The organism is Verrucosispora sp. WMMD573, from assembly GCF_027497175.1.
Classification (GTDB): domain Bacteria; phylum Actinomycetota; class Actinomycetes; order Mycobacteriales; family Micromonosporaceae; genus Micromonospora.
In genome coordinates this window covers 1,002,735-1,018,727 of record NZ_CP114901.1, presented here as the reverse complement: position 1 = coordinate 1,018,727, position 15,993 = coordinate 1,002,735, and the positions used below count along the sequence as shown (strand labels likewise).

Annotated in this window: 15 protein-coding genes and 1 pseudogene; 11 read left to right on the top strand and 5 right to left on the bottom strand. The window is 71.7% G+C overall.

Annotated features, from left to right (window positions below):
- The 3 genes from O7601_RS04770 to O7601_RS04760 are packed head-to-tail and all read right to left on the bottom strand — an operon-like array spanning position 1 to position 4,040.
- On the bottom strand, positions 1-3,297 hold the full coding sequence (locus O7601_RS04770) for an ATP-binding protein (protein WP_281565044.1): 3,297 nt from the start codon (positions 3,295-3,297) through the stop codon (positions 1-3).
- A 49-nt stretch (positions 3,298-3,346) separates the two neighbouring features.
- Complete coding sequence (locus O7601_RS04765; protein ID WP_093409867.1) at positions 3,347-3,709, bottom strand: hypothetical protein; 363 nt, start codon at positions 3,707-3,709, stop codon at positions 3,347-3,349.
- Between the two features lie 13 nt (positions 3,710-3,722).
- Positions 3,723-4,040, bottom strand: coding sequence for a hypothetical protein (locus tag O7601_RS04760; protein ID WP_093409864.1), 318 nt, complete (start codon positions 4,038-4,040; stop codon positions 3,723-3,725).
- 343 nt (positions 4,041-4,383) lie between these two features.
- Between O7601_RS04760 and folP the strand changes: the two genes are divergently transcribed.
- From folP to O7601_RS04725, 7 genes are all read left to right on the top strand, one after another.
- Positions 4,384-5,334: a dihydropteroate synthase gene (gene folP, locus O7601_RS04755; protein WP_281565043.1), complete on the top strand. Its 951-nt coding sequence runs from the start codon at positions 4,384-4,386 to the stop codon at positions 5,332-5,334.
- Positions 5,331-5,696 (top strand): dihydroneopterin aldolase, encoded by a 366-nt coding sequence (folB, locus tag O7601_RS04750; protein WP_281565042.1) that lies wholly within the window; start codon positions 5,331-5,333, stop codon positions 5,694-5,696. Before folP ends, folB begins: the two co-directional genes overlap by 4 nt.
- A complete protein-coding gene (gene folK, locus O7601_RS04745; protein ID WP_281565041.1) occupies positions 5,693-6,220 on the top strand; it encodes a 2-amino-4-hydroxy-6-hydroxymethyldihydropteridine diphosphokinase in 528 nt (175 codons plus the stop codon). Before folB ends, folK begins: the two co-directional genes overlap by 4 nt.
- 109 nt (positions 6,221-6,329) lie before the next feature.
- The gene (locus O7601_RS04740; RefSeq protein ID WP_281566794.1) at positions 6,330-6,815 is read left to right on the top strand and encodes a DUF3180 domain-containing protein; all 486 of its coding nucleotides are present in this window, start codon (positions 6,330-6,332) and stop codon (positions 6,813-6,815) included.
- 259 nt (positions 6,816-7,074) lie between these two features.
- Positions 7,075-8,283 (top strand): ABC transporter permease, encoded by a 1,209-nt coding sequence (locus tag O7601_RS04735; protein ID WP_281565040.1) that lies wholly within the window; start codon positions 7,075-7,077, stop codon positions 8,281-8,283.
- A gap of 55 nt (positions 8,284-8,338) precedes the next feature.
- The gene (locus O7601_RS04730) at positions 8,339-8,644 is read left to right on the top strand and encodes a hypothetical protein (RefSeq protein WP_093409856.1); all 306 of its coding nucleotides are present in this window, start codon (positions 8,339-8,341) and stop codon (positions 8,642-8,644) included.
- Between the two features lie 77 nt (positions 8,645-8,721).
- Positions 8,722-9,213, top strand: coding sequence for a hypothetical protein (locus tag O7601_RS04725; protein WP_093409853.1), 492 nt, complete (start codon positions 8,722-8,724; stop codon positions 9,211-9,213).
- Positions 9,214-9,316: 103 nt separating this feature from the next.
- Here the strand turns inward: O7601_RS04725 and O7601_RS04720 are convergent, their stop codons facing one another.
- Complete coding sequence (locus tag O7601_RS04720; RefSeq protein WP_281565039.1) at positions 9,317-10,312, bottom strand: ABC transporter ATP-binding protein; 996 nt, start codon at positions 10,310-10,312, stop codon at positions 9,317-9,319.
- 2 nt (positions 10,313-10,314) lie between these two features.
- Here O7601_RS04720 and O7601_RS04715 point away from each other — a divergent pair, with 2 nt between their 5' ends.
- The 4 genes and pseudogenes from O7601_RS04715 (at position 10,315) to O7601_RS04700 (ending at position 14,750) form a co-directional block, all read left to right on the top strand.
- The gene (locus O7601_RS04715; RefSeq protein WP_281565038.1) at positions 10,315-11,001 is read left to right on the top strand and encodes an ABC transporter permease; all 687 of its coding nucleotides are present in this window, start codon (positions 10,315-10,317) and stop codon (positions 10,999-11,001) included.
- Positions 10,998-11,732: an ABC transporter permease gene (locus tag O7601_RS04710; RefSeq protein WP_281565037.1), complete on the top strand. Its 735-nt coding sequence runs from the start codon at positions 10,998-11,000 to the stop codon at positions 11,730-11,732. Before O7601_RS04715 ends, O7601_RS04710 begins: the two co-directional genes overlap by 4 nt.
- A gap of 108 nt (positions 11,733-11,840) precedes the next feature.
- Positions 11,841-12,992, top strand: a pseudogene (locus tag O7601_RS04705) (glycine betaine ABC transporter substrate-binding protein).
- Between the two features lie 147 nt (positions 12,993-13,139).
- A complete protein-coding gene (locus O7601_RS04700) occupies positions 13,140-14,750 on the top strand; it encodes a hypothetical protein (protein ID WP_281565035.1) in 1,611 nt (536 codons plus the stop codon).
- Between the two features lie 45 nt (positions 14,751-14,795).
- Here the strand turns inward: O7601_RS04700 and O7601_RS04695 are convergent, their stop codons facing one another.
- On the bottom strand, positions 14,796-15,977 hold the full coding sequence (locus tag O7601_RS04695; protein ID WP_281565034.1) for an NADH-quinone oxidoreductase subunit D: 1,182 nt from the start codon (positions 15,975-15,977) through the stop codon (positions 14,796-14,798).
- Positions 15,978-15,993 lie beyond the last annotated feature (16 nt).

The window sequence follows — 15,993 nt, the reverse complement described above, 5'->3', positions numbered from 1 at the left end:
TCACGCCTCCATGTCTGGCAGCACGGTCGGCAGCACCCCTGCGGCGGCGGCGATGGCGGCGGGGGTGGTGTCGAGGTGGTCCAGTAGGCCATCCACGTAGGAGACGTCGACCCGGACCTTCTGGACCCGGCCGTCGACGTCGCGCATCACGAACTCCCGGAAACCGAGCCGGCTGGCGGAGGTCGCGTCGGCGGTGGAGAGAGAGGCGAGGGTGGCCTCGTAGCCGTCGTCGACCGGCACCCGCAGCAGCCGCAGCGCCTCGGAGGCGATCTCGGCGTCCTCGGCGATCCGGCCGACGAAGACGGTGGAGACGAGGTTCTGTACGTCGAGACCGAGGATGTCACGTGGGTTCTGCGAGGCGACCAGCGCGGCGAGGTTCCACTTGCGGGAGTCGCGGGCGAGTCGGACGAGGAATGACCGGCCGGAACGCCACCCCTCCATGAAGTGCGCCTCGTCCAGGCCGACCAGCTTTCGGGAGGCCATCGAGCCGCCGTAGCACCGGCGGACCGCCAGCCGATGCGCGGTGTGCAGCATCGGTAGGGCGAGCGCCTCCTCGGCCGACCAGTACTCGCGTTCGATCTTCAGGTCGGGCAGCCGCAGGCCGGCCATGGTGATCACGGTGAGCGCGGCGTCCGGCCCGAGCAGACCCTCCGGCGGGCGGCCGAAGAAGAGCATCGCCAGCGGCATCTCGGCGGTGTCGAGCAGCAGGTTGGCCAGTTCCCGGCCGGCGTGGTCATCCAGCTGGCCGAGACAGGTGACCACGTCGTCCAGCGTGGAGGTCTCCTCGGCCGGGACCTGGCGTACGGCGTGCCGGAACAGGGTGGCGGTGGAGGACTCCCGGGCCACCTGCGGTGGCACCAGCATCATGCAGATGTCCTGTACCAGCATCCGGCGTTCGGCCCGCGCGTTGGAGACCGCGATCTCGAACTCCCGGTCACCGGCGGCGCCGGTGGCGAACTCGGTGCGCAGCGGGGTCGGGATCAGCGCGTACGGCGCCAGCGTGCCGTGTTCGGAGCCGGTCAGGTTCAGCACCCGCGAGTATGGCCGGAGCTCCGGCATCGCACAGAGCCGGGCCAGCGGGCCGGAGGGGTCGAGCAGGGTCACCTGAACGCCGCGGCGAGCGGCCAGATAGCCCAGCGCGCCGAGCAGCGTGGACTTGCCGCCGCCCGGCTCGGCCACGAAGACCGCCAGACCGGATCGCTCCCGCACCTCCATGGGAAAGTGCAGGTCGAGGAAGACCGGGCGGCGGCAGGTGCCGGCGGTACGCCCGATCAGGTCGCCACGTCGGTCACCCACCGTGGAGGCGGCCTGTGGCAGCGCCGCCGCGAGCAGGTTGACGGGCATCCTGCGTACGTAGCCGGTGTTGGCGATCGGCTCGCCGGGGATGAACTCGCGGGCCAGCCAGTCCTGGTTCTTCGGGTGTTGCAGGGAGATGCGCAGCTCGCGGGAGTAGAGCTGGATGAGCCGGCGGGCCCGTTCCAGGCACTCCTCCCGGGTACGGCCGCCGACTGCGATCCGGTGCCAGCCGTGGGCGCGGGCGGAGTCGACCGGCAGCCCGGTGGTCATCTCGTCGCCGATGACCAGGGCCCGCTTGGCGAGTCGCTCCAACTCGGGTGGGGCGTCGATGCCGTGTTCCGCGTAGTCCAGCTGCTGTGACCGGATCATCCGGAGCCGGTGTTCCAGGTTGCGGAAGGAGTCGCCGGAACCGAGGATGTCGACCCGGGTGGAGAGTTCCATCGGCCAGGGCAGTCGCTCATGGAAGTGCAGCCAGGGCTCGTGTCGCTCGGGGATCTCGAGCGGTTCCATCCGACCCACGGCGAGCACCGCCACGTGTCGTTCCTCGCCGGTCATCCGGTGGACCAGCTTGACCGTGGAGCCGTACGGCGTGCGGTAGCGCTCGACCTGTTCGGTGAGCGCGAGCAGGTCACCGCGTTCCCAGCGTCCGTCGGTGATGGGCGAGAGCGTGCCGGGAGGCGCCATGCAGAGCGCCACCGACCGGTAGAGCAGCCATTCCAGTTCGTGCGCGGTGACCCGCCGTCCGCGCATGCCGAAGGCGCCGAGCACCTCGTCGAACTGTTCGACGGTACGACCGAGCTTGCGCCGCTCGCCATCGGCGACGCCGCGGCCGAAGGTGCGCAGCAGCCGCTCGGTGAGCGAGTCACCGAGGGACCGGCGGGCGAAGGTGACGCCGAGGTAGGTCTGGCCCTCGGCGTGATTGACCGAGAGCAGGTGTCGTTGGGCGGCGACCAGGTGCTCGGCCCAGCCGGGTGTGCCGGAGACGTCGGGCAGCGGCGCGGCGGTGTTGGCGTCGATGGTGCGGGCCCACTCGTCAGCCGGGAAGGGTCGGGTGGTCCGGCGCAGGTGCAGCCGGAAGCCGGCCAGGCCGGCGTACTGCTCGGAGATGGCCGCGAGCAACGCCTCGCGCTCGGCGTCGGGGCGGAAGGCCCAGCGCACCTCGGGCAACCAGTACCAGGCGGTGACCGTGTTGGGGGTGAAGGTCAGGTGGCCGGCGATCTCGGTGATGGCCAGTTCGACCGCGGGATCCCGATCGCCGAACTTGATCTTCGGTGGCCGGACGCGGACCGGCTTGACCGGCCGGTCCCGGTGGTCGACGGACCGCTGCCGGGGTGCCGGGCGGTTGGTCGGGGGCGCGATCCGGCGTGGCGTCCGGGTCTCGGCGTCGGCGGAGGCCGGATCGTTGTCGCGGACGCGGCGGTCCTCCCGGACCGGACGCTCGTTTCCGGTGGGACGGTCGTCGGCGGGTGGCCGGGCGTTCGGCAGCCGATCTCCGGGGGTTGGCGTCACCCGGGCGGGGGCCGGCGGCAGGCTCGTGGCTGCCACCGCATCGTCGACAACGTGGACGGGCGACGCGGCCGGCGGGGATCCGGGCGGTCGCGGGGGTGCCGGAGCCGCCCGCTGAGCTGCCGGTGCGGGCCCGGCGGCGGGCGGCGGCGCGGGGTGCGGCTGCTGCGGCAGGGCCCGCGCGGGGAGCCCGTTGCCCCGCTGGGCGGAACCGCCGCGAGGGTATGCGCCACCGAAGAGATCGAGGAACGGAGAGTCGATGTCGGCGCCGTCCCGGCTGGCCGGGGCCGGGTCGGCCGGAACCGCCCGGCGCTGCGGCGGGCGAGGTGCCTGGAACACGCCGACGCTGCCGTGACCCGGGGTCGTGGCGAGCGCCGGATCCAGCGAGGTCTCGTCCCGCTCGTCGGATTCCGGGTAGTCGAACGAACGCGCACGGTTACCGTGTGGTGCGGCCGGACGTCCGGCCGGGGATCCCGGCGTGGCGGAGCGGCTCATGCGATCGCCCTGCCCGTGTCCTCGTTCGGCCCGTACGGCGTGCAGCCGGTCATGCCAGTTCCTCCCGGATTCTGATCCTGCTGCCGACCAGGCGCGGATCGCGCTGCTCGGCGGCCGGCTCCCGGGTGCGTCGCCAGTCGGTCAGCGCGGTACGGATCACCATGCGCGCCGGACGGTCCGGGTCGACGTACCGGAAGACGAACGAGGTGGTCACGATGGCGAGGGCGATCTCCCACGCGGGAAAGAGCTCGACCTGCAGCGTGAACAGCCAGTGGATGAACATGTAGAGGGGAACGAGCAGCATGAACAGCCCGTACTGGGCGTACGGCAGGTGGACCGGAAGGGTGTAGCCGGGCGGGCCGAGATAGACCAGGCGAGCCCGGTAGATGTCGTCGTCGGTGCGCAGCCGCATCTCGTGCCCGCGCCTATTCGAAGATCAGGTTGATCAGGAAGTCGCCGATGAAGAAGAGGGTGGCAGCTCCGGCGATGAAGGCCAGCCCGACGATCGCGATGGCCGAACTGGTCAGCACCTTGGAGATCTCGCCTCGGCTGGCGCGGCCGATGAAGATGACGCCCAGCACGGCCAGCAGGATCGGAGCGATCTTGCTGGCGAAGAAGGTGACGACGCCTTCGGTGTCGATCCCCTTCGGCTCCTCGGCGGCGAACGGAATCGACGACGCCAGGGTGGAGAGCAGGTGGGCGGCGCTGGTGGACGCCGTTTCCATCAGCTCGATGGCGATCACTGAAACCTCCCCAAGTCGCGGCCGGCGGTGCCGCGGTGGTGCAGTAGGCAAGCCTGGCGGGATCGGTGCTCAATGTGCGCAGCGCCCGAGACCCTGCGTACGACAACCGCCACAAAGGGTGGCGATTTTTGGGCGGGTTGTCCCGTTTCGGCCCTCCCTCCAACCGTCGCCATCTCGATGCTGGGCAATTTCACAGCGTACGGGCCGCCCCCCTTTGCGACAAGCCGCGAAGATACTGCCCGAACCGGCCCGGACGACCGATCGTACACCTGTTCCAATTGCCATGTCAGGGGTGCCGATGGGGCGGTCTGCGACGGGCTGCGGTACCGGTACCGTCCTACTCGTGACCGATCTGGTGCGGGCCCCGGCCCCGGTGGTGATGGGCGTCCTGAACGTCACGCCCGACTCTTTCTCCGACGGCGGACGCTACGCCGACGTCGGGGCCGCTGTCGCACACGGCGTCCGGCTACGAGCCGAAGGAGCGGGGTTGGTGGACGTCGGTGGTGAGTCGACCAGACCCGGCGCCGATCGGGTCGACGCGGAGACCGAGGCCGCTCGCGTGGTACCGGTGATCCGGGAACTCGCCTCGGCCGGTGTCCCGGTCAGCATCGACACCACCCGCGCCCGGGTGGCCGTGGCGGCGCTGCACGCCGGCGCGGTCGTTGTCAACGACGTCTCGGGAGGGCTCGCCGACACCGACATGGCCCGGGTGGTCAGCGACGCCGGCTGCCCCTGGGTGCTGATGCACTGGCGCGGCCACTCCCGCCGGATGAGTGAGCTGGCCAGCTACGGCGACGTGGTGGCCGACGTCCGTGCCGAACTCGGCCAGCGGGTGGACGCGGCGCTTGCCGCCGGAGTCGACCCGGATCGCATCATCATCGATCCGGGCCTCGGCTTCGCCAAGAACGCGGCCCACAACTGGCAGCTCAGCGCCCGGCTGCCCGAACTCGTCGAACTCGGCTATCCCCTGCTGTTCGGTGCGAGCCGCAAGTCCTATCTGGGACAACTGCTGGCCGGCCCGGACGGCCTGCCCCGACCAACCGACGGGCGGGCGGCGGCCACCGTGGCCACCAGCCTGCTCGCGGTCGCCGCGGGCGCCTGGGGGGTGCGCGTGCACGAGGTACGCGCCACCGTCGACGCCCTCGCCGTCTGGCAGGCCACCGGCCGTCCCCGGCTGGCGGCCGCGCCGGCCGCCGACACCGTCTCGTCGACCGACGCCGGGCCGGGGGTACGTGACGTCGGGCGGCCGGGCCCCGTCGGGGAGCCGGCAGTGGAGGGGCGGGGACGACGATGACCGACCGGATCGAGCTGACCGGCCTGCGGGCGCACGGCCGGCACGGGATGTACGACTTCGAACGCGCCAACGGTCAGGAGTTCGTCGTCGACGCGGTGCTCGAACTCGATCTGGGCCCGGCCGCCCGGTCCGACGACGTGCGGGACACCGTGCACTACGGCGAGCTGGCCGAACAGCTGGTCGAGGTGATCACCGGCGAGCCGGTCAATCTGATCGAGACCCTCGCCGTTCGGCTGATCGAGGTCTGCCTGGCGGATCCGCGGGTGTCCGGCGTGACGGTGACGGTGCACAAGCCCGAGGCGCCGGTTCCGCACGCCTTCACCGACGTGGCCGTGACGATGCGCCGGACGCGTACCCGATGACCCGTGCCGTGCTTTCCCTCGGCAGCAACCTCGGTGACCGGCTGGGTCACCTGCGCACCGCGCTGACCGTCCTCGGTGACAGTGTGCTGGTGGTCTCCGGGGTCTATGAGACCCCGCCGTGGGGCGACACCGACCAGCCGGCGTACCTGAATGCCGTGCTGCTGGCTGCGGACCCGGACGCCGGACCCTACGACTGGTTGGCGCGGGCGCGGGCCGCGGAGGCCGCCGCCGGCCGGATCCGGGACCCGGAGCGGCGCCTCGGTCCCCGCACGCTCGACGTCGACATCGTGGCGGTGTGGACCGACGACGACCGCCCGGTGTTGAGCGCCGACCCCGAGCTGACGCTGCCGCATCCCCGGGCACATCTGCGGGCCTTCGTGCTGCGACCGTGGATCGACATCCAGCCCTACGGCCAACTGCCGGGGCATGGTTCGTTGACCGACCTGCTCACCACCGGCCCGCTCGCCGTCGAGGTGCCGGAACTGAGCCCCCGGCCCGATCTGAGGTTAGAGTCGACGGCATGAGCGAGCGCACCGAGGGGACCATCAGGCTCAGCGCGACGGTTTCTCCTGGCGGCGCGACGTGCAGCGGGGTGCCGGCATGAGCGTGTCCCCGCCGCCGGACGGGTCGCGGATGGGGCCCACCCGCATCTCGACGTTGGTGGTGGCTGCCCTCGCCGCCGCCGCGGTCGCCTGGTTGTTGATCAGCGGCATCTACTACGAGCGGCTGCCGCCGCTGCCCTGGTTGCCGGTGGTGACGTTGGCCGGGCTGGCCGTGCTGGAGGCGTACGCCGCGATCAACACCCGGGGTCGGATCGACCGCCGACCGGGCCGCGACCCGGTCAATCCGTTGGTGGTGGCTCGGTTCGTCGTGCTGGCCAAGGCGTCCGCGCTGGTCGGTGCCATCTTCGCCGGAGGGTACGCGGGGCTGACAGGTTGGTTGTTCGTACAGCCGACGCGGGCGGCCGCCGACGACCGCCCGGCTGCCATCGCCGGCCTGCTGGCCGCGACCGCCCTGGTGGCCGCTGCGCTCTGGCTGGAGCGGGCGTGTCGCGTTCCGGAGCGGCCCGACGACGAGCAGGAGCCGGACGACTGGGAGAGCCACCCGGGCCACCGCTAGCCTGGTGCGGCGTCCGACGCCACCGGCCGTCGGTCGGGTCCGACGCCTCCGGCTAGCGTTGCTGGACACCGCACACGGCCCTGGTGCACGAGACCCGCCCGGTCGGCAAGCTCCGCACGACGCGGTCCGGGTCGTCGATCACCCGCCCGGGCAGGGGGTTACGTCCGCTCTCGCGCGCGGGTACGGTGCCTGCGACCGAAGCGCCGCTGGTCCGCCCCTGCGTCGGTGGAGTCCGGGCGACCGCTGGGAGGCAGGAATCATGGGGTACGACGAGCCGGGCCGTGATGGACCGCCGGAGCCCACTTCGGCCGGTCCCGCGACCGGGGCGGAGGCCGTTGTCGACGATCCCGACGCCGAGCCGGGCCGGGACCGTTTCGGCGTCTACATCGTCTGGGAGACGCTACTGCTGCTCGGCTTCGGCGCACTGGTCTACCTGGTGTGGCGGGAGGATCCGGCCCTGCTGCGCGGCAGCGGACTGCGGGACCTCATCGTCGACGTGGTCGGCCTGGGTCTGCTCGCCCTGGCCGTCGGGCTGACGCTGCGTACCGCCGCGGTGAACCTCGCTGTCGGGCCGGTGGCCGTGGCGGCCGGGCTGCACTTCGCCGAACAGGGTGACCGCGGGCTGCTCGGCACGGTCGGCACGACCACCGCGGTGGCCGCGATCGGTGGACTGTTGCTCGGACTGGTGGTCGCGCTGCTGCACGTGCCCGGTTGGGCGGCGAGCCTCGGCGGTGCGGCCGGTGTCGTCGTCTACATCGAGCAGCGCTCCGCGCCCGTACTGGTGCAGGGGGATTACGACCCGCAGGGGACCGCCGGACAACTCTTCGTGGGTTTCGCCGCGATCGCGGTGTTCGGTGGCCTCTTCGGAGCGGTGAGCCCGATCCGTCGGCTGGTCGGCCGGTTCCGTCCGGTCGCCGACCCGGCTCGGCGGCGGGGAGCGCCGGCCGCTCTCGTGGTCACCACTGGATACGTCTTCTCCACCGTGCTCGCGAGCCTCGGCGGAGTGCTGGTCGCCGCGGAGGAGGGGACGGTGACACCGGCGGCGGGGTTGGACTGGACGGTGCTGGCGGTGGGCGCGACGCTGCTCGCCGGCACCAGCGCGTTCGGGCTGCGCGGCGGCGTCTTCGGAACGCTGCTGACGGCCGGCGCGATCGGGCTGTTCCTGGCGTACGCGGGTGCGCGCGGCTGGACGGTCAGCTACTGGGCGATCGGTGGTGCGGCGCTGGCCGTCGGGCTCATCGTCACGCGCCTGGTCGAGAGGTACGGAGCTCCGCTGCCGGTCCTCGGAGCACTGCCCCCGCCGCCCAGCGAACCGGCCACCGGGGCGGGATGGAGTGTGACGCAGCCGCAACCGGTCGGTGACTGGCCGCCCGTGCTGCCGGCGCAACCCACCGTGAGCGGCACCGACCCGTGGGGGGCCCGGCGTTGGGAGACGGGCCCGCCAGCCTGGGAGGCCGACGACCGGTGACGGTTCGGCACCTCGTCGGCGCGCCGAGCGTGATCTCGACGGTTAGGCTCGGCACATGACCGACACATCATCGATCTCCGGCGGCCGGTCGTTCGAGGAGTTGGACGTCCTCTCCACCGAGGAGCTGCGTGAACGGGCGTTCACCCTTGCTCGGGAGCGCCGCGACGTACGGTTCTTCTGGTCGGTGCTGCGGCACCTGCCGAATGCGGACGAGGCTGCCGCGCTGGACGGCGCGCCCAACTCGGTGGGGCCGACGGTCGATGAGGCGGTGGCTCTCTGGCGCGAGATGACCGGGCACGGCTACGAGGAGTCGGCACCGCTGTTGCGCGCCGCGTTCATCGACTACCTGATGAAGCACTAGGCGTCATCAAAAGCGCGTACCACCATAAATGACGCCTCACGTTTGCCTGCGTCGATCCGCTGGGAAATAGCGGGGCCATGGCTCTCACCAATCGTTACAAGTCCGCACCGGGCGCCGGCACGCTCGCCGCGCTCATCCTGGTCCTGGTCTTCGGTAGTCCCTGGTACGTCGACTGGGCCAGGGACAACACCGATCCGGACAGCGCCGGCGGGTGGTTCCTCAGACTGCTCGCCTGGCCGGCCTGGCGATTCGACTCCTCCGACTCCATCCAGGAGATCTTCGCCGACGACCTGAGGGCGATCCTCGTGGTCGTCCTCACCTTCCTCTTCCTCTACCTGCTGCCGGGCTCCCAGCTCGCCCGTGCCCGGGGCACCATCAGCCAGTTCTTCGCCGGCTGGGCGGCGTTCGTCTTCGCCGGGGCCTTCGCGGCCCTGTTCACCACGCTGATCCGGACCAACCCGTCGCTGTTGGGCGCCTTCCAGGCCGCGGGGGACGGCGCGGAGTACGGCCTTTTCGTCGGCTGGATCATCGGCATCGCCACCCTGGGCGGGTACCGGGGCCGGCGCTGACCGTACGGCCGGGTCCGTCATGCCGACGGACCCGGCCGACCTTCGGTGCCTGACGTCAGACCCCGCGCCGCCCACCGGTCGGCCGGCGACGCCGACGTGGCACTCAGCCGGCCGGCTCCGTCAGTGTCAGGATGCGTTCCCGGCTGAGCGTCCCGACCGGTTGCCCGTCCTCGGTGACCACGGCCTGGCCGCCGGCGGAAGTGAGCAGCAAGGCCAGTGCGTCGTACGCCGACCCGCCCAGCGGCACCGCCGGCAGGCCCGCACCGCCGTCGACCGGCAGCGGACCGAGCACCTCCCGGGTCACCGGGGTGACGGCCAGCCGGCGGATGCCACGGTCGGCCCCGACGAACTCGCGGACGAAACCGGTGGCGGGAGCGCCGAGCAGCGTCGCCGGGTTGTCGTACTGCTCCAACCGGCCGCCCTCGGAGAGCACCGCGATCCGGTCACCGAGCCGGACGGCCTCGTCCAGGTCATGGGTGACCAGGACGATGGTCTTGCGTACCTCCGCCTGTAACCGCAGGAACTCCTCCTGAAGCCGGGTACGCACGATCGGGTCCACGGCGGAGAAGGGCTCGTCCATCAGCAGCACCACCGGGTCGGCGGCGAGGGCCCGGGCCACGCCGACCCGCTGCCGCTGGCCGCCGGAGAGTTCGTGGGGGTAACGGCGGCCGAACTGGGCCGGATCGAGACCGACAAGTTCCAGCAGTTCCTCGACCCGGCGCTTGACGGAGCCGGTGGCCCAGCCGAGCAGCCTGGGCACGGTGGCGACGTTGGCGGCCACCGTCTGATGCGGGAAGAGCCCGACGTTCTGGATGACGTAGCCGATCTTGCGGCGCAGTTTCACCGGGTCGACCCGGGTGACGTCGGAGCCGCCGAGCAGTATCCGGCCGGCGGTTGGCTCGATCAGCCGGTTGATCATCCGCAGCACGGTCGACTTGCCACAGCCGGACGGGCCGATCAGCACGACCAGTTCGCCCTCGTCGACATGCAGGCTGAGCTCCCGCACCGCCTCGGTGCCATCCAGGTAGCGCTTGCCGATGCCGTCGAGGGTGATCGACGCGGCACGTCGATCACCCTCGGCTCCCGGGGTAAGTTCCACGTATGTCCTTCCGCCTGAGCTACCGGGCTGATCCGGGTAACCCGTGGTTCTCCTGGCAGTACGTGCGGGACAACTCCGAAACGGTGCTCAACGCCCTGCGTGAGCACACCACGCTGACCCTCCGGGCGGTGCTCATCGCCGCGTTGATCGCCGTCCCGCTGGCGGTGGTGGCTTACTGGTTCCGGCCGCTCACCGGGCCGATTCTCGCACTGACCGGGGTGCTCTACACGGTTCCCTCCCTGGCCCTGTTCGCATTCGTCGCACCCTATCTGGGCATCGGCGTCGCGACCGTGCTGAGCGTGGTGGTGCTGTACGCGCTGCTGGTGATCGTCCGTAACACCGTGGCCGGGCTCAACCAGGTGCCGGCGGAGGTCCGCGAGGCGGCCGAGGGCATGGGTTACGGCCGCTGGGGACGACTGTGGCGGATCGAGTTGCCGCTCGCCCTACCCGGCATCCTGACCGGGCTGCGGTTGGCCACGGTGTCCACGGTCGCCCTGGTGACCGTCGGTGTGGTGATCGGGCGGGGCGGGCTCGGGCAGATCATCTTCGCCGGTTTCCAGAACAACCTCTACAAGGCCCAGATCATGACCGGCACGCTGCTCTGCGTCCTGCTGGCGCTGGTGCTCGACCTGCTTCTGGTGGGGGCCGGTCGGCTGCTCACCCCATGGCTTCGCGGGCGCACCGGATGAGCGCCGCGACGAATCCGGTGTCCCAGGCGGTGGTCTGGCTCAACGACCCGCTGAACTGGACGAACCCGGGCGGCATCCTGGACCGGCTCGGCGAGCACGTAAGCATCTCGGCCGCCGCGGTGCTGGTCGGCTGCCTGGTGGCCTGGCCGCTGGGTCTGTGGCTGGGACACACCGGCCGGGGCGGCGGGCTGGTGGTACTCGTCTCCAACCTGACCCTGGCGGTGCCCACGCTGGCCCTGCTCACCATCCTCCCGCTGACCTTCCTCGGCTTCGGCCGGCCGGCGGTGGTGGTGGCGCTGGCCGTGTTCGCCGTGCCGCCGCTGTTGGCGAACGCGTACACGGGGGTGCGGCAGGTCGATCCGCAGACCCGGGAGGCGGCCCGTGGCATGGGCATGACCGGAGCGCAGGTGTTACGTCGGGTGGAACTGCCGCTCGCGGTGCCCTACCTCGCGGCCGGGTTTCGCACCGCCGCCGTCCAGGTGGTCGCCACCGCAGCGCTCGCGACCTTCGTCAACGGGGGTGGCCTGGGCGAGATCATCCGGTTCGGTTTCGGCCTGAGCATCGCGGTCGGTGGTGGCCAGATCCTGGCCGGCGGGCTACTGGTCGCCGGGCTCGCGGTCAGCGTCGAACTGCTCTTCGCGTTTGTCGAACGGCTGGTCACTCCCCGCCCGCTGCGCCGCGCCCGGCGTCGTGCCGGGCGACGCGCGGCGGACGCCGTCGCCGGCTCCTGACCAGGAGAATCCACGTTCGAAGAGCACGGCACGGAACATTGGGCCCACCGTGCCGGACGGGCGATCGACGCTGTCGGTGGAGCTGCCGGCCCGCGCCCGATGACCCCAATGGGTGACGTTCCGGTGACGAACGCCTCCTCGGGTTGTCGGGGGGTGGCATCAGGATGTTGGGTGGTAACGCGGGCGGCCGGAGGGCGGACGCCCGTCGGACACGCGGCCGGCCCGAACGGGCCGCGCCGGGACACGGAAGGCGGGCTGATGCGCGCAGGTAGAAGACTGTCCATCGCGGTCGTGGGGGCTGTCGCGGCGGCGGTGGTCCTGGCGGGTTGCGGCGACGCCGGTTCGTCCGGCACCGATGCGCCCGAGCAGGGTGCCTCGGGCGAGGGTTGTGCGCCGGTGGCCGGTGAGCAGTTGATCGCACTCGAAGACGACAAGTCACTGCAGAACGCCGACAACATCATTCCGGCGGTCAACAGCGAGGTGGCGACCCCGCAGCTGATCGCCGCGCTCGACAAGGTCTCCGCAGCGCTCGACACGCCGAAGCTGGTACAGCTCAACAAGGCGGTCGACGTGGACCGCAAGAGCGCCCAGGCTGCGGCCAAGGAGTTCGCCGACGCCAACTCGCTGACCGACGGTGTGGAGCAGGGACCGGGCGGGCAGATCACGGTGGGGGCGGGCAACTTCACCGAGAGCGAGATCATCGCCGAGCTCTACAAGATCCAGCTGGCCGCCGCGGGCTACCAGGTCACCGTGCAGCAGATCGGTAACCGGGAGTTGTACGAGCCGGCGCTGGAGAAGGGCGAGATCCAGGTCGTCCCCGAGTACGCGGCCACCCTCGCCGAGTTCCTCAACGGCAAGGTGAACAGCGGTGGCCAGCCGGTCTCCTCGCCGGACGTCGAGAAGACCGTCACCGCGCTGCGCGACCTGGGCGAGAAGGTGGGTCTGACCTTCGGCGCGCCGGCAGCGGCTCAGACCCAGAACGCCTTCGCGGTGACCCAGGAGTTCTCCGAGAAGTACGGCGTGCGGACCCTCTCCGAGCTGGCCGAGAAGTGCTCGGGTACGGCGACGGTGCTGGGTGGCCCGCCGGAGTGCCAGGAGCGCCCGTTCTGCAAGCCCGGCCTGGAGCAGACCTACGGGTTGACGGTCGGGTCGTTCTCCTCGCTCGACGGCGGCGGCCCGCTGACCAAGACGGGCCTGCGCAACGGCACGATCAGCGTCGGCCTGGTCTTCTCGACCGACGCGGCGTACGCGCAGAACTGAGCAGCCGCGCCACCCGCGATGGCGCCCCGGCCGAGTCGGCCGGGGCGCCTTACCGTTTGCCGGCGTCTACCGCTCGGCGGTTCTCGCAACGGAGACCTGCCGTCAAGCCGTTCCCACGTGACGCAACTCTCGGTAGGCTGCGGACCCATGCCCGCCCCGGTGCCCGCCGATACGCGCAAGCTGCTCACCGTGCTCTTCTGGGGCGGTGTGGCCCTGGCTCCCGTCGCGGTGCTGATCCTGTTGGTCGCTGACGGCAACGGGCCCCTTCGGTTCGCCGCGGTGCTGGCCATCCTGGCCGTGGTGCTGATCGGGCTCTCCATCACGCTGCGTGTCGACGGCGGCGGACAGCACGCCGAGGAACTTCGGGCGGAGGTCGACGGGCTGCGGCGGGAGTTACGCGGTGAGATCGTCGCTGCCGCCCAGCGCGGCAACCAGGCGCTCGACGAGGTCCAGCGGGTGCACGAGGCGTTGGCCGGGGTGCGTCGGCGGATCGACGCGGGTGGCGCCGAGACGGTGACGAACGACGAGCCGTCCGGCCCCGGGCGGGCCCGGGTGCAGACCCCGGAGGCCCCGCCACGGCAGCCCGAACGACCGGCCGCGCAGGCCGGGGTCTATGGCGCCGCCCAGCCCGGTCACGGCCCGGTCGGTGGGTACGGCGGGGAACGTTCCCGGCCCGGCAACGATCGACCGGCCAGCGGCTCAGCCGGTGTCTACGGTTCGCCGACCCGTCCGGAACAGGACAGCCGACCGGACGAGGCGGGGCGGAGGCCGCTCGGGGTGGTCCGGCACACCGAGACGGTGCATGTGACCACCCGGCACACCATCGTGGGCGAGTCCGGCGGCCGGTATGGCGGATACGCGTCGGCGTGGTCGGGAGGGCAGCCCGGGGAGCACGGGCAGGGGCGCGGCAGTGACCGGGACGACCACTCGTGGTCCGACGGCGAGGACCGTTCCCGCCGGGACGACGGCCGCCGCTGGTCCGGTGCGGAGCGGCAGGACGGACGTTCGTGGTCCGGGGCGGCCCAGGAGGAGGAGCGCCCCTGGTCCGGTTCGCCCCACGACGATGAACGCTCCTGGTCCCCACCGCAGGAGCAGGGTCGCTGGTCCGCCGCACACGACGACTGGTCCACCGCCCGCGACGGCGGCTCCGGCTATCCGCACGCGCCCGCGGCGGACCGGGACGGCGGCGACTGGGGCCCGCGCGATGACCGGGGCTGGGACGCGGGTGACCAGCACTGGGAGACCCCTGCCGACCCGGTGCCGACGGCCCGGGGACACCGGGCGGACGACACCGGGGAGTACTGGGCGCAGTTGCGGGCCGGGGACCGGTGGGCGGCGGTACGCGACGACGACCGGGGCCGCGAGCTGCGCGTCGGCGAGCGCCGGGCCGAGCTGCACGCCGATCCGGCCGGCACCGAATACCGGATGGAGGACCGCTGGGCGAGCGTCCGTCGCGACGAGTCACGCCGGGAGGCGGCGAGCGACGACGCGTGGCGGGACGGCTGGGGTGAGCCGGCGAGCCGTCCGGCGCTTCCCGCCGGTGGGGTGCCGGTGCCGCAGGAGTGGCGACCGCCCCGTCAGCGCGGTCACCAGCCTGAGCAAGCGAGCGGCTACCAGCCCGAGCCGGCGTACGGGTACCAGCCCGAACCCCCGCGCGCACCGCGTGCGGGCGGGGAGCAGTACGGCCGCCGGCACCGCGTGGAGGAGCCCGACCACGGCCCGGCCGCGTACGAGAGCGGCGCTGGCCGCTGGCGCTGACCCCGGGACTCGCCGCCACCCGTCGGTGGCGCCGGGAAGGGGCCGTCACTTGTCGATGTCGCCGACCACGAAGAACATCGAGCCGAGGATGGCGATCAGATCCGGCACCAGACAGCCGGGCAGCAGGGTGGCCAGGGCCTGCACGTTGGCGTACGAGGCGGTACGCAACTTGAGTCGCCACGGCGTCTTCTCGCCCCGGGAGACCAGGTAGTACCCGTTGATGCCGAGTGGGTTCTCCGTCCAGGCGTAGGTGTGTCCCTCCGGTGCCTTGAGCACCTTCGGCAGCCTGGTGTTGATCGGTCCGGTGAGCCGGTCGACCCGGTCCAGGCACTGCTCCGCCAGATCGAGCGAGGTGTAAACCTGGTCGAGCAGCACCTCGAAGCGGGCGTGGCAGTCGCCGGCCGTCTTCGTCACCACCGGCACGTCGAGCTGGTCGTAGGCCAGATACGGCTCGTCCCGGCGCAGGTCCAGGTCGAGCCCGGAGGCCCGGGCGACCGGACCGGAGGCACCGAACGCCGCCGCGTCGGCCGCCGACAGCACCCCCACGCCGACGGTACGGGCCAGGAAGATCTCGTTCCTGCGGATCAGGTTGTCCAGGTCCGGCATCCGGCGGCGTACCTCACCGATGGCGACCCGGGCCCGTCCGGTCCAGCCGGCCGGCACCTCCTCCTTCAGGCCGCCGACCCGGTTGAACATGTAGTGGATCCGCCCGCCGGAGACCTCCTCCAGCACCGTCTGGAGCGTCTCCCGTTCTCGGAAGGCGTAGAACATCGGAGTGATCGCCCCGATCTCGAGTGGATACGAACCGAGGAACATCAGGTGGTTGAGTACCCGGTTCAACTCGGCGAGCGCCATCCGCAGCCAGGTGGCCCGCTCGGGCACCTCCATGCCCATCAGCCGTTCCACCGCGAGCACCACGCCCAGCTCGTTGGCGAACGCCGAGAGCCAGTCGTGCCGGTTGGCCAGCACGATGATCTGCCGGTAATCGCGTACCTCGAACAGCTTCTCGGCACCCCGGTGCATGTAACCGACGACCGGTTCGGCGGCGAGCACCCGCTCGCCGTCGAGCACGAGCTTGAGTCGTAGCACGCCGTGCGTGGAGGGGTGCTGCGGTCCGATGTTCAGCACCATGTCCGCGCCGAGCTGCTCGCCGCCGGTGCCGGCCACCAGCCCGGCGCCGGTGCCAACGGTCAGCTCGCGCAGCTCTCCCGTGGTCATGCCCGCCATCGTGCCATGAACCGCC